11 protein-coding genes are annotated in these 14,839 nt (G+C 35.4%); all 11 read right to left on the bottom strand.

The genetic code is table 11. From position 1 onward, the window contains the following. Positions 1-100 precede the first annotated feature (100 nt). Positions 101-2,032 carry a glycoside hydrolase family 127 protein gene (locus IGI68_RS05470; protein WP_071874644.1) on the bottom strand — a complete coding sequence of 644 codons (1,932 nt, stop codon included), beginning with the start codon at positions 2,030-2,032 and terminating at the stop codon, positions 101-103. Between the two features lies 1 nt (position 2,033). Continuing rightward, positions 2,034-3,290 (bottom strand): alpha-galactosidase, encoded by a 1,257-nt coding sequence (locus IGI68_RS05465; RefSeq protein ID WP_071874645.1) that lies wholly within the window; start codon positions 3,288-3,290, stop codon positions 2,034-2,036. Next, positions 3,287-4,495: an arabinan endo-1,5-alpha-L-arabinosidase gene (locus tag IGI68_RS05460; RefSeq protein ID WP_438731157.1), complete on the bottom strand. Its 1,209-nt coding sequence runs from the start codon at positions 4,493-4,495 to the stop codon at positions 3,287-3,289. Before IGI68_RS05460 ends, IGI68_RS05465 begins: the two co-directional genes overlap by 4 nt. Positions 4,496-4,508: 13 nt before the next feature. Continuing rightward, on the bottom strand, positions 4,509-4,745 hold the full coding sequence (locus tag IGI68_RS05455; RefSeq protein WP_438731154.1) for a DUF6171 family protein: 237 nt from the start codon (positions 4,743-4,745) through the stop codon (positions 4,509-4,511). 2 nt (positions 4,746-4,747) lie between these two features. After that, positions 4,748-5,158, bottom strand: a complete 411-nt coding sequence (locus IGI68_RS05450; RefSeq protein WP_438731151.1) for an alpha-L-arabinofuranosidase C-terminal domain-containing protein — start codon at positions 5,156-5,158, stop codon at positions 4,748-4,750. Positions 5,159-5,442: 284 nt separating this feature from the next. After that, a complete protein-coding gene (locus IGI68_RS05445; RefSeq protein WP_438731148.1) occupies positions 5,443-6,885 on the bottom strand; it encodes a glycoside hydrolase family 43 protein in 1,443 nt (480 codons plus the stop codon). Between the two features lie 121 nt (positions 6,886-7,006). Then, a complete protein-coding gene (locus IGI68_RS05440) occupies positions 7,007-8,437 on the bottom strand; it encodes an ABC transporter substrate-binding protein (RefSeq protein WP_438731145.1) in 1,431 nt (476 codons plus the stop codon). A 55-nt stretch (positions 8,438-8,492) separates the two neighbouring features. Then, positions 8,493-9,461, bottom strand: a complete 969-nt coding sequence (locus IGI68_RS05435; protein WP_438731142.1) for a carbohydrate ABC transporter permease — start codon at positions 9,459-9,461, stop codon at positions 8,493-8,495. Positions 9,462-9,471: 10 nt separating this feature from the next. Beyond that, positions 9,472-10,419 carry a carbohydrate ABC transporter permease gene (locus IGI68_RS05430; RefSeq protein ID WP_438731139.1) on the bottom strand — a complete coding sequence of 316 codons (948 nt, stop codon included), beginning with the start codon at positions 10,417-10,419 and terminating at the stop codon, positions 9,472-9,474. Beyond that, positions 10,416-12,791, bottom strand: coding sequence for a DUF5696 domain-containing protein (locus tag IGI68_RS05425; protein WP_438731136.1), 2,376 nt, complete (start codon positions 12,789-12,791; stop codon positions 10,416-10,418). The genes IGI68_RS05430 and IGI68_RS05425 overlap by 4 nt, the downstream gene beginning before the upstream one ends. Then, positions 12,778-14,829 (bottom strand): hypothetical protein, encoded by a 2,052-nt coding sequence (locus IGI68_RS05420; protein WP_071874652.1) that lies wholly within the window; start codon positions 14,827-14,829, stop codon positions 12,778-12,780. Before IGI68_RS05420 ends, IGI68_RS05425 begins: the two co-directional genes overlap by 14 nt. Between the last annotated feature and the right edge of the window lie 10 nt (positions 14,830-14,839).

The raw sequence follows: 14,839 nt of genomic DNA, 5'->3' as shown, positions 1-14,839 counted from the left end.
CTAAGACATTGGCTACACAACTAAAACACACCAAAAAAGGAGATGAAACATCCTTTTTTGGTGTGTTCATACTATGCTATGATCGATAGTCACTTTACTTCTAACAATTCAACCAAACTCGCATTTCGGTTTCTCCTCGATTTCCCCATAAGTGATATGGAATGAGTTTTAAACTTTTTGATTCGAAAATGACGTCTTGATTATATTGATACAATACGTTTTCTGTCCATGATTGTTGTTTTTTAGCCTGAACTTCTATTGTGAGTGTTTGATTCAATATCTCAGACGTTTGAGAAACGACTCCTTTGGAGATGTTTTTGGTTTTAATAAAATATTGATGTAAATCTATTTCATTATCAATGCTTTCCGCACAATAAATAAAAGGTCCTCTTTGTATACTGATTTTATTCATATTACCTGAGACTTTAGGATTACTGCTAATCGATAAGATGGGTTGATCAAATGTTAGAACGAGCGCCATTTGAGGATAGGCTTCAAAACGTAAGTATCCTTCGTTTAAGTCGTAATCATCAATTCCTGTCACCGTTAAATTTTGTAACCATTTAGGAATACGAATATGGACGTTTTGTTTGACACCTTCATAATAAATTTTCACTTGATTTTCATAAGGGAAATTCGTTTGTTGAACAATTGAAAAATATTCTCCCTTTAATTGACTACCAATAAATAAATTCACCCACAATCCTTTTTCAGATTGATTATAAATATATTTCCCAATGGAACCAATTAAGCGGGCGAAGTTCGGTGGGCAACAAGCGCATCCTAGCCAGTCTGGCCGCTGGGTTTTCACATGTCCTTTTCCAGGATTATGGTGGCAGCTTTCTGGTTGAACTTCTAAAGGATTGACATAGAAAAAATGAGTGCCATCGACTGAAGCACCCGATAAAATACCGTTATATATCGCTCGCTCTATGACTTCAAAATATTCTGTCTTAGGTTCTATCTTGTATAGTTCATAAGCAAAATAAACCAACGCAATCGACGCACAAGTCTCACAGTACATAGTATCATTTGGTAAATCGTAATCACTCGTAAACGCTTCTCCATGAACAGTTGAACCAACACCACCCGTTACGTACATTTTCTTTGTTGTAATATTTTCCCAGATAGCTAGGCATGCTTGAAGTAGCTTTTCGTCTTGTTGGAAATTGGCAATTTTTGCCATACTAGCAGCCATATACAACATTCGGACAGCGTGCCCTTGTGCAGTTTGTTGATTTTTAGGCTGATCATAGGCTTGTAAATAGAGTAAATCAACATTCGGATTATCTGTCGTTAATCCATCCGCGATATTTTGGGTAATCTCTTTTTCATAAAACAACGGATCTTTTCCTCGAACCTCAATAAAAAAGGCTGCTAATGTTAAATATTTTTCTTCTCCGGTATGTTCATAGAGTCGACCTAAGGCGAGTTCTATCTCTTGATGACCATCTGCTCCTTGAATTTTTCCTTCTTCTTCACCAAAATACTGTTCGATATTTCCGACCAACTTTAACGCAATCGCAAGTAATTCTTTTTTACCAGTGGCCTGATCATAAGCAATGGCTGCCTCGATGAGATGTCCCGCACAATAAAGTTCATGGCTAAAATATAGTTGACGATATTTTAACTCTGGATATTTTAATTGAAAATACGTATTTAAGTAACCATCCTCTTCTTGAGCACTTCCAATTAAGTTAATCACTTCATCTACAAGTCCTTCAAGCACGGTATCCCTTTGTTTGACAAGAACATAGGACGTTGCCTCAATCCATTTATAGACATCACTATCTTGGAAAAACCAACCAAAGTGCTCCCCTTGCGTTTTACCAGCTGTAATCCGGAAATTTTCTAACGCATGACTTTTGCCTTTTGGTAAATAGTCATCTTTTCTTTCCGCTTCCACTTCAATATCAAGTGCATCATTTAGCACATCATACTGATACGGAATAATCGTTTCTTTAATTAATTCTTGATAATAGCGCCAAAAATAATCTGTAAGCACGACTTGTTTTAATGGTAACTCTTGCACGTTAAATCACCTCTTCTAATAAGATACAATCATGGGATTCAATCAAAATCACTTCTTTTTCTATGAATTGATTTTCCCATAAGTCCAGGTACCTTCTCTTAGTTAATACTTTATCAATTATCTGTAAGGGGACATTTCTTTCTTCTTCGCTAACATTGAAAATGGCATAGTATATTTTATCGGATGATTTACCGCACCATACAATCCATTTTTGATCACGAAAGATTTCTGTCTGATATGTTAAAGTTCCATGCATCTGATTGACTGCAGGATTTGTTAGTAGCGATTCAGTCCAGGGATCTAAATCAGCTAATTCTCCTCCGTACATTAAAGGAGACTGAAAAATCGACCACAGCGTCATCATCGTCCGCTGCTCACTTTTTGTAAAACGCGTATATCGGTCACTTGCGCCACCATCAACTGATCGTATGCCAATATGACCAAGTGGTAACATGTCGCAGTCCGGCCAGCTACCTGGCTGAATAAACGCTGACCATTCCCTGCATTTATCAAACATCTGATATAGTTGCGGCCATTGATCCCAAAAGTCATCTGTTAAACGCCACATGTTGGCTTGATCTTGTAAAAAAGGACCTTCTTCGATATGGGCTGGACCTGGTGATAGTGATAATACAATTTCGCGATTTGTTTTTTGAATCGCTTTTTGAATCGCTTGAATTTCTTTGCGATGTGAACACCCATAAATTTTTGAGTCTGCAATATCATCCACCTTAATAAAATCAACACCCCAACTGGCATATAATTCTAATAAGGAGTCATAATACAGTTGTCCTTCTGGCAAATCAACATTGACACCATACATGTCTGAATTCCAGGGACAAATATTATTTAACGCGATGTCTCGTGCTGTTTTTTTGGTCCCTTTAATTGCCATATTTTTGTGAACAGCTTCTCTTGGAATTCCTCTCATGATGTGAATCCCAAACTTTAACCCTAATCGATGGATTTCATCTGCTAAAGGCTTAAAACCAAGATTTTTTTGAGCACTTGGAAATCGATTTTCTGCGGGTAATAAGCGACTATACTGATCCATGACTAACGGATAAAAATCATGATATCTTGATGAATTCGCTTGCGGCTCATACCACTGAATATCCACCACAATATATTCCCAGCCATATTTTTGTAATTTATCAGCCATTATTCGAGCATTACGGAGTACCTCCTCTTCATTTACCGAAGCGCCATAAGCATCCCAACTATTCCAGCCTTTGGGTGGTGTCATTGCGAGGGTCATTGACTCATCTTCCTTCCTATTATTGCAGCACCATTCAATGTTCTTCCTGTCAAGCATGTTTCACCTTGTGACGTTTCATAAAAAATCATATTTCTATGTAAATCAGATACCTCTTTGCATATTTCATCATATAACTTTCCATTTTCAATAACCATCCGTTTTGCTTTTACCACTTCCGATTGGTTGTTAAACAGAATTATTTGCCATTGTCCACTAATCTGTTCACTTTTGTCATCTATCCGTTGAACGGATCCGTCAAATTCTGTGGCCCCCACAACTGGCCAACCATCCTCCAACCAAAACAGTGATCGGATTTGCATGAAAAAATCTGCGGTACTAGGAGTTCGCCGAATATGATGCACTATAAATTCTTGTTGATTTTTTTTATCCGTAAAAATAGAATTATGACCAGGTCCATATAATGGGTTTTCATCTATCCACTGATAACTACCTAATAGTTTCGTTCCAATTTCGGTAGGATCACTTTGGATATCGAGCATAGAACGGCCGTTTCTATCAATATAAGGGCCATCAATTTTACGAGAGCGCGCTACTCGAATATTATAACTGTCATTTAATGAATCAAACGAGACGAATAAATAGTAATAGTTACTTTTCTTATTATAAATAATATAAGGGCCCTCTATCGCGCCTTCGACTGATTGTGGCCGAAGCGCAAGACACTTTCCGTAGTCATTTTCCCTTAAACACTTTCCCGTCTCGTGATCTAGTTGAACAAGGTAAATACCACCAAAAAACGAACCATAAACCATCCAAGAGTGACCTTCTTCGTCATAACAAATATTCGCATCGATCGCGTTATGATTTGCTATTTCAGCATTTGTTTTGATCACTTCTCCTCTATCATGCCACTCACCTAGAGGATGATCAGAGCAAGCTAGACCAATCATGGATGTCGTACTTCCAAAAGTGGAAGCAGAATAATACATGCGATATTCTTTATTAACGTATATTATTTCTGGTGCCCATAATCCTTCTGCTGAAGACCATGTACTGGCTCCTTCAGGTACTCCATTTAAAGCTGTCTTCTCAAATGTCCAATTAATCAGATCATTAGAACTACGGATAGGAACACCTTGTGTCAGTGGTTGTTGCGTATCCGTGGATACAAGATAGTACTTATCCTCTACTTGTATAATCGTAGGATCATGTACACCATTTTTAGCATTTATCAACTTATTCACCTCGTTTATTTACTTACCATTGACCATTCGGACAATTTTTTATGGCTAAATTTGCTCGGAATTTATAAAAACAACCACATTTTGTACAAGTATGGTTAGATTTAAAGGGGCACTGTTCACATTTTTGAAGGCGCTGTACGAGTATTTCTTCAGATACTAGATCCACTTCAACACTTAATTGCTCAGCAATCAGCGCTTCGACATCAAATAATGCAGCCTCCTCCTTAATGTCACATCCTTTGCAACTCATGCTTACACCTCCAACCTTAATATTATGATCGACATTGCCGGAACGGTAATGTAAATTCGATTACCTGTGATTTCGTAGTTTGTAAAATCCAGTTTAGACATTGTTTTAGGATAATGAACATGATTGTATCCCTCAATGTCCTCATCTACAATATAATTTGCTTCTTTTAAACGCGGTACCCCTTCTAGAGAAAATGTTAATTCTTCTGACGAGGTTAACGAATCATTACAAATTGAGATCGTTAATTCTGTCTTTTTTTTTGATACCGTATACGAAATCGTATCATTTTTATCTCTATAACAATCTATCAATTTACCATTTCGATGCTTTTCATGTTGCTCAAAAACAAAATAACTAGACGTTTTTGTCATTTTTCCACCCTCAGTCAATAGTATTAATTTTAAAACATTCAATGTTCGTAAATATTCTGACTAATAATTGGCTTATTGTTATTGATCTCTATACTGTTTTAAAACAATCACGACATCTGTCCTAAAAGCAGAAACACGTCATAATAAACAACTGAATGGTTCCTTACTTTTATTACTTTGAGTTGAATCATTCAATTTCCTATCTAATGTACTGACATCCTTAATCTAATTGAATCCTATCTATACAAAATTCTTCTTAATAAATAGATTTGATCCTTTTTAGAGCTGATTTTTAAGCGTTCTATCTATGAAAGTAACATTCAATGCTACTCCTCTTTATTATGATCTGTTTCAATTATAAAAATAGGCAGTCCCGTCTCTGATACTCCTGTAAATGTCAGAACTATTCTTTCTTGTGTTTCATCCCAACTTTCTACAAATTTACCCTTGTATTTCGTATCTTCAATAGTAATATAGGAACTTTCCCCTTTCTCTTTAAATTGCCACTCACCATCATAATCGCCTTTAATTTTCCCATTTGATTTAAATTCTACAAGTGAAGGTTCCGAAATTGATTCAGTAATCTCTTTAGTCGTTGCAAGCACGTTATAGAATCCTTTAACTTGTTTTTTTGATATATTTTCATTTTCTTCACCAGAATATCGAAGCGGATTTACAATTGGCCATCCATCATCAGTGAAATAGAGCTGATGCACACGGACACCATAATTCTCACCACGGTTGGGAAATCGTGTATGAAAAATTAAATAATATTGTCCTGTTATCTCATCATAATAAACTGAATTGTGGCCAGCCGAAACGTACCCTTCATGCGTCATCCCATTATTTTGTTCATATGTAAAATTCCCCATAATTTTATTACCGTATGGTGCAATGCTTACATCATCAAAAAAAGTATTAAATCCGCCTTTAACTTTCTCCATCGATTGTTTTTCGATATCCTCATAAGGTCCATCTGGATTTTTTGAACGAGAGACACGCATGTTATATCCCCCCGTAGAATCTAAACCACCAAACGAGACAAATAAGTAATAATATTCTGTTGTCGGATTATAAATAATGTATGGTCCTTCAATTCGACTATGATTTCCTCCCATCAACTTCTTGCCATATGATTGCCGATCTAATGGTAATCCTGTGGTATCATCCATTTCTAGAATATAAATTCCACCCGAATAAGAACCATACACCATCCAAAGTTTTCCAGAATTATCATAAAAAACATGTGGGTCAATCACATTCGGATGTTTTGTGGCATCGTATACCTCTCCAAATTGTGGAGAAGTACCGGAGTATAAAAATGACTCCTCTTTTTTATAAGGCCCTTCAATATTCTCTGCTATTGCGACACCTAACACCGCTAAAGGAGAGTCTCCTCGACATAAGCAATAATACATGTAATATCTTCCGTCTTTTAGTTGGATAATATCCGATGCCCAGAAAGTATCCGTTTGGGCGTATTCAAACTCCTCTTTAAATTCAGCCTGAATATCTTCAAAAAAAGAATTTTCTTTTACACTTTTCGAAATTAAATCCCACTTCAATAAATCTTCACTTTTTGCAGCTTGTAAATGTGACCCGATGATATAAAATGACTCATCTACTTCAATAATCGATGGATCATGAACTGCTACATTCTTAAATTCAGGTGGCGTAATCAATGATTCTGATGGTTGATTCGTGTCACAAGCTGTCAAAAAAATGAGTATTAGAATCAAAAAATTTAAAACAGACTTTTTTGGTTTCATGGCTATCCACCTTTCATAGATTCCTTCATAAAAATGACTAACCTAGCGATATTCCGTTAGATTAGTCATCTAATTTTTAAACTACAAGTAAGAGATTTACCATATGGGTAAAACTAATCGACTAAAATATTTCTGCCATCGCCTCTTCGTAATATTGATTTAGTTTCTCCGTTAACTCCGCTGCAATATCGGAAGCATTAACTGTTCCAGCAATAATGGCTGCTTCAACATCGCCATATTCGCCACCAAAATAAACTTCTTCTAAAAATGTTTGGAATCCTGGAATCACAGCTCCACCTAATGGGATTGGTTCTTTAACATACTCCAAATAATTTTTGTAATAGTCATTATCAGGCAATTCTGCCGCAACAGCATCCCAGATGGCTTGATCCTGGGTTAAAGGTAATCCTGATGGGTAAGTAAATAATTTGGAACCATCATCATTTGTCAACGTTTTATAGGCTTCTAGTCGAGAATTCCATCCATCTTTACCCCAACCCATAAATTTGAGTAATTCATATGCTTCTCTTGGATATTCCGTAGCCGAGGATACGCTTCCAAAATCAACAAAGCCTGGTTTATTACTAGTCGTAGCATTGTCTCCTTGTGGAACTGGATATGGTACCCACTTAATTCCTTTATCAACAAATTCATCTGTTGCAAACAAATCTTTCGTCCACCACGCGTCTAGTTGCGTTGCAATACGTCCAGTACTAGCCGCCCATAACAAACGATCGCCAAAAGCAGCTTCTGCTTCATCTGTATCAAAAAATGGTGCATGAACTCCTGTACGAACTAATTCTGCTTGTTGTGTCATTGATTCTGCCCAGTAAGTTGTCATATCGAATTTTTCGCCATCCCAACCGAACTCACCGATCGCGTCTGCTTGAACAATTGGTCCCATTGTCACTAACTTCGTATAATCATTGTATCCAAAAATCTCTTGTTCAGGAACCGTCATTTTCTTCATTAAGTCAATCATTTCTGAATACTTCCAGTCTTGACTAGGCATCTCAACATTTAGTTTATTAAATACATTTTCATCTAAGAAAACAGTAAAAGGCTGATAAAATACGGCAGCGGCCATTTTTCTTTCATTATCGATATATCCTGTTTCTTGCAAGGTTGTTAAGACTTCAGCAGACTCAGGATCCGCTTCCCATTGTTCTGTCATATCACCTAGCCAACCATTCACAATTGGAACATCGACATTTCCTTGATACCAAAATACATCGGGTAGGCTTCCAGTATTGGCTAAGTTTGTTAAACCATCATTCCAGTTTTCTTGGTCAACTGTCACAAGTTCTACCGTAATATTAGGATATTTTTCCATGAAATCTTTTGCTAGATGTTGTTGTAACTCTGGATTTTCCCACGAAGCAAAACGTAACGTAATTTCTTCATCCGTCATCGAAGCCAACTCACCCGTTGCCTCAACTCCGGCACTCGACTCTTCCACTATTTCTTCTGCATCTGAGTTTCCACAAGCGGCTAGTACTGTAGCACTTAAAGCTAAACCAATTCCCAATTTTAAATATTTATCGAATTTCATTTCCATTCCTCCATAATCATTTATAGTTAAACGAATACATAAATCCTTAAGAAAATTATTCTCCTGTTATACCAGATCGATCCACACTTTCGACAAAATAATCTTGTAGAACGAAATAAGTCAGTAGCAGAGGAATAAGCGTGATCATCGTTCCTGCCATCGTAACACCCTCATTGAGTTTATTCGATCCACTTTCAGTGACAGGATATAGTGCTTCATAATTACTTTTAAAATTCTGAAGTTGGGTTAACATTGTTGTCCAACTACGAGATCCACTTCCGTTTCCGAGATACAAATTAACTAAATATGTTTCATTCCAATACCAGACGAATGAGAATAAAAAAACAATGATAATCGCAGGTACTGCCATCGGAATCGCAATTTTAAAAAATATTGTCCACTCATTAGCGCCATCTACTTCTGCTGCTTCATATAGAGAAATTGGCGTTTGTTTAAAAAATTGATAAAAGATTAACACAAAAATCGGACTTTTTATCCCTTGGCCCAACATTGCAGGTAACACAAATGCCTTTAATGAACCTAACAATCCCAAATCATTATATAAAACATACGTAGGCATCATTAGAATTTGTGGTGGGACGATAAAACTAAAGATCATTAAAAAAAACAATGTTTTCTTGAAAGGGAAATTATATTTGGCAAATCCATATCCAACTAATCCTGTGCTAATCACTTGAAAAAAAGTTGGAACGAAAGAAAGGACAATACTTCCCAAGAGCGATTCTTTAATGTTCATTACCGAAAAGGCTTGTTGGTAGTTTTTTAAGTAAAAACTAGAGGGTATCCATTTAATCGACGTATCTAATAAATCGTTCAACGATTTAAAGCTCGTCGATAGCATATAGATTAGCGGGTACAAATAAATAAAGCCAATTGTGAGTAGTAATGAGTAAATCAGTAGTTGAATCAGAAATCCTTGCTTAGAATTTGTTCCTAGTAATCGATTTTTAATTTTTAACCACTTCTCTTTAATTTGCTGCTTAGAAACTGGAGCATTCAGCATCTCCTTCCTCTTACGACTTTCTTGCATCGCTTACACCTCTTTTCAGCTTCAATTTTTGAAAGAATGATTGTTGCGGTTTATTTTTCTTTGGTACATAGGTAGAATTCGGTGAATCTTTTAGCAACAAGCCAATTATCCCTAGAATTGTTAATACTACAATTGCGTACATCCATGCCATTGCAGAAGCAAAGCCGTATCCTCTTGTTGCTGAAAACATATTACTGTAAATTAAGTTGATAATATTATTTTGTCCGCTATTTGCTAAGGTGATTAACGTATAGATGGCGTTTAGAAAAATCATTGGCTTTAGAATTGGGAGTGTAATCTTCCAAAAACATTCCCACGCAGACCCACCATCAATTTTTGCTGCCTCGTATAGACTTCGATCAACTTTTTGCAAGCCTGCGATGAATATTAAAATCTGAACACCTGAGTACCATAACACGACTATAATCTGAGAAAATAAATCAGAAATAGGATTCACTAACCAGATTGGTAAAAACGTATTCAAAATCGTATTAATCGCTCCTTGATTAATCATCGGGATACTTGTGGCACCTTGCGTGATCAATTGATTCATAATCGGACCACTCGCAACAACTACTGGTAAAAAGAAAATTGTTCGAAATGTCCCTTTAAATTGGATTTTTTGATTTAATAAAAGGGCAATCATCAGTGAGAACACCACAATAACTGGTATTCTCAATAATGTACTAACTAAAAATGAAATGAGCTCTTGTACAAACAACATATCTTTCAACCAAACATTTTGATAATTACTAAAACCAACAAAATTAAACACTCGGCCTGTTGGTCTCATTCGAATGACGTTCATACTGAAGTAAAAAGATTGAATTAATGGCCATATAACGAAAATAATAAATCCAATGAGCCACGGAAGGATGAAAAACAGCCCATATTTCGCCTTACGATTTTTTAAATTTTTTCTTTTTTTCATTCTTGCACCACCTTATAAGAATGAGGAGGTATTGCTACGTTCTCCACAGTTTCCATTTCATCACCATAATTCAATAACAATTTTTTCCCATTTTCAAAATAAACGGAGACTTGATTATTTATTTTTGAATATTCTTCAATGACTGTATCGCCAATCTCTTGGTTTACTTGTGATAACTCTTGATATAAAGCAATGATTTCTTCTTTATAATCGTCAAATTGAGAACTATAAACGTTGGATGAATTCGTATTTTTTAACTCACTTGGATTTTGCATCGTTAGTAAAAAGGCTGGATTCACTCCTTGCTCTATTAATTGAAGCTTAAAATCAGATTTATTCGCACTAAAATTACCATATTCGGAGTATCTAGTTACAATTCCTCGTAATGCAATTGAGAAGAACGGTACTGCCTCTTTTTCAAAAACGTAACTAGATGATGACATTGGCGTATCAACAAAACTAGTCGCATATTGCCATAGAGGTTGGATCGGAGTACTCATCATTAACTTGTTGTCTTCAGAGATTCCCTCTATTAATTTTTCATAGTCGTTCAACGTAGATGCTCTACCGTATTCAATCCCCTTTGCATAATAAGAAAATAAATGATTGGTTATACCATCTAGTAAAATACCCGGATAACCACTAATCGATTGACTACTGAGTCGTTTCATTAATAATTCAGATGATTCTTGAGGCTGTAAGAAGTTAAAATTAGCAAAATGACTCCCATAAACTTCTTCTACTAGTGTTCTTTTATTTAATTTTGTTACGATATTAAACCACGTTCCATTTTGCGTAGCAGGATTAAATCGTAAAGCATCATCGTATAAATAAATTGGTATCTTCGAATGATATTTTTCAAGCAATTGATTGAGACGTTCATTACCACCCAATGATTTTTCTGCATTGTATTGATTTTGAGCATATCCGCCGTATATTCCCTTTGATTGCCAACCTTTTAACACAGCATTAATATTCTCGACATCATTCCTTGTTAATTCTTCTAGAATATAGTCAACATCATCAAATGTGGTCATTGCAATCGTTTCATCTGAAATCATTCCTTGCTTAACTTCTACACCTAGAAAATCGAGCTTGATTTTAAATTCTTGATCATTGACACTTTTCGTGATCATTTTATTCTCTAGCAAATAATCTCGATAGCTTTTGGCTAATCCTACGTAATCAGCGTCCTCTCCTGTTACAAAATTATATTGAATCTTTGCATCAAATTGATTTCTCTCTTTTTGTTGGACAACCATCGTGCCGCTATCCTTACTTGTAGACTGATTAAAAAATTGACGATATGTAAACTTAGAGGTAATCCAGTTATACGGTAAAATCGCGCCATTAGGATAGGCTTCAATACGAGCATTATAATCACCATCTTGAATAATCCCGATAAAGCCGAATTTCTTTTCTGAATGGATCATTCCAAATATAGGAGCTGTGACCATATTGGGCTGACTCGTTGTTACCTGCTCATTTTTTAACGATAAAACATAAGGATCGTCAATACCATAATTCGTGCCATAGACAGGTTCGGAATAAGGTTGGTTAAACTGTCCGTGGTGATCTTCTAACGAAATCAATGCTCCCGATCCATCAGGAATCAGCATATATCCTTCTTCTTCATCTACTTTTGAGTATCCTAAGAAAGGATACAAGTACATGTTTCCAATTTTAAACTGAGCATTGTCTTCTTTAATTGATTCGGCTGGAACTTCGACTTGCAAACCGTGTTCATTTATTTTCACTTTTAAAAGCAATTGAATTCCTAGTTCGTCAAAAGAAATCGCCGCATCAAAACCATCTGGTTGTGGCGTGATTTTCTTACTAACTTGAGGACTATTCATGTCGGCTTGACTATAAACAATATTCGTTCCGACTAAGTATTCCACCACTACTCCTGAAGTTACAAAATTACGCCATTTCTCGTTACTCTTAATTGGATTTTTAACAGTAGAATACATCACTGCTCCTGTTTTTTTTTCTCGAATAATGATTGATAAATTACTTTCTTTCAAGAAAAGTTGATAATCTGAATTTTCAGCAACTATTGAATGATCCTCAATTTCAGTTGGATTTCCTGCGATTATGGCCATTCGATTTTCAGTTTCATCTTGATCAGCTGTCACGTCATATACAGGCGCTTCTACAATTTCTTCTGGATTTTCTAACGTATTGTCTGTTTCTTCTGTCTCCTCACCTGGATCCACCAATTCTTCAGTTATCATATTACTATTTGGTTTTGTTATATTTTTTTGACTACTTCCACTTGTTGAAAAAAACAAATAAATAGTAACAGAAGTGACTAACAACACATACACTAGTAAGCGGAAGTTTTTGCGTATAAATTTATTGATTTTCAATGCGATGTACCACCTCTCCGTATAGTGATGTTGAGAATGAGAACAATTGTTGGAATAATGAGTACAAAATAAATAACGCTAAAGATGCAATAAATAAGGCAAACACACTTAAGAAAATGGTCCTCATTGTTTGGAAAACAGTAAATTCATTTAACTCTTTAATTGTTAAAAAGAACAATACCGCCATCCATACATAGATAATTGCATTCGTAAATGTTAATAAAAACACTTCATTTAAAGTTAAAATATTACTTGCAAAGATTACAAAAGGCTTGATTAACAAATATGGTGCCAAACTGTAGATAAAGCCATGAAAGAGAAATTTGAATGATGCAGAACCATCTGTTATTGTACAAATGAGATACGTTGAGATGATTACTGCAGAAAAAATCACAACTGCAAAGATGATATCTGCAAATAAAGTATAGGTACCCTCTCGCACCGTACTAAAAATAAAACCTGTAAAATATTTATTCATAATCAAGATGAATAGCGCAATAATGGCAGTGATAGCCGTTGATAAATTACTCGTTTTAAATTCTTTTTTAATACCATAAGCGCCATCGAGAGGATGTAACATATAGTATTTTAAAAATCGAATTTGCTGGACCAAACGAAAGGATAATAACTTATTCCATTGGTTAGAGACTATACGTGTCCATTTAAATCGATGGCCAAATATTTTAAATAAATATACTATCATTACAAGAATAAGTACTATGGCAAGAATTTTAATTACATTGTTTCGAATCCAAATATTTCGAATTTCCCAAAAAGAGTCTGAATAACCCACCTTGTCTTTAGCATCTCTAAAAGTAACCATCGCTTGTGAGTAATTCTCTTCTTTAAAATAGGCTTGTCCTAATCCTAAACTTGCAAAATCAAATTGGGAATTCATTCTTAACACTTCTGACCATGGTTCTTTACTTTCCTCATAACGACCTTTTTGATATAAAGCCAATGCTTCATGTAATGTTTGAGAAAATTGAGTAGGAATGAAAGTTTGAATTTCATTCTTCTTTTCGTCTAATGTATAGACTGAACCATCACTATCAACTAGAATTCCCGATCCTTTTCCAATCAATCCTCTTCTTTGCTTCCCGTCATCCTTACCACCAAACATGAAAAGAAATTCGCCTTCACTGGTGTATTCATAAATATAACCATCTTCTCCAATTGTAAAAATATTATCAATTTCGCCAATTGCTAGACTACTTGGAAAATAAACATAGTTTCCTTTTAAAAGATTGATTCCACCCATATTTAGCTTTTTAATAACATTTTTGGATTTTTCATTAGGCGTAATTGTATAGATAAGTCCTTGACTATCGATATTCAAATTTGTTGCACTATCAGGAGTCGTTCCTAACATCTTATCTAATTGTTCTTCTGAAAAAATCATTTTTCGAAATGTCGTCAGAAGACTGTTAGAAGTTGCATTAGGTGCGAAATAACCAAGAAATTCACCTTCTACATCCTTATTCAAAATAATTAATCCGTTGTTGTTTCCTCTAGATAACACATACGCATTCCCTCTGCTATCAACGGTTACTTTCGTCGGAGAAAATGGTGCTTTCTCCCCAAAAGAGAGGACATTAGGTTTCTCAAATATATGAATAACTTCATCCTTTTCATCTAAAACAAAAACTTTATTCGCAGCATCATCTGCAACATATAAATGTCCCTGATCGTTAATATAAATACCTGTTGGGTGAGCAAATAATTCATTTTTTATAATACGAATTAACTCTCCCTCTTTTGTCAAAACAACGATCCTGTTATTCCCAGAATCTGCGACATAGATTTCATCGTGGATACCAAACTTCATATCCATCGGCTTATTAAAAGTTTGTCCATCAAAAACAGAGATTGTATTCTTAGCTAAATAGGCATCTTGTGTTTGTACCATCTCGCTATAACCATTTTCAGTAAACGTTTTAAACACATCATCAGCGACAGTCTCGACGGTATTTCCAAGTAAGAAGAAGAATAATACGAGTGATGGAATAATTTGTTGGTATATTTTATGAACTTTCACTTTATCCCCC

The organism is Enterococcus sp. DIV1314a, from assembly GCF_051713805.1.
In the GTDB taxonomy this organism is placed as follows: Bacteria; Bacillota; Bacilli; order Lactobacillales; family Enterococcaceae; genus Enterococcus_I; species Enterococcus_I aquimarinus.
Note: the sequence above shows the minus strand (reverse complement) of the source record. Positions and strands in the feature narration are given on the sequence as shown.

What these genes read in the sequence shown, in the direction of transcription:
- IGI68_RS05430 (WP_438731139.1), bottom strand. Translation starts at nt 10,419, where the DNA reads ATGAAAAAAAGAAAAAATTTAAAAAATCGTAAGGCGAAATATGGGCTG.
- IGI68_RS05440 (WP_438731145.1), bottom strand. Translation starts at nt 8,437, where the DNA reads ATGAAATTCGATAAATATTTAAAATTGGGAATTGGTTTAGCTTTAAGT.
- IGI68_RS05435 (WP_438731142.1), bottom strand. Translation starts at nt 9,461, where the DNA reads ATGCTGAATGCTCCAGTTTCTAAGCAGCAAATTAAAGAGAAGTGGTTA.
- IGI68_RS05455 (WP_438731154.1), bottom strand. Translation starts at nt 4,745, where the DNA reads ATGAGTTGCAAAGGATGTGACATTAAGGAGGAGGCTGCATTATTTGAT.
- IGI68_RS05445 (WP_438731148.1), bottom strand. Translation starts at nt 6,885, where the DNA reads ATGAAACCAAAAAAGTCTGTTTTAAATTTTTTGATTCTAATACTCATT.
- IGI68_RS05465 (WP_071874645.1), bottom strand. Translation starts at nt 3,290, where the DNA reads ATGACCCTCGCAATGACACCACCCAAAGGCTGGAATAGTTGGGATGCT.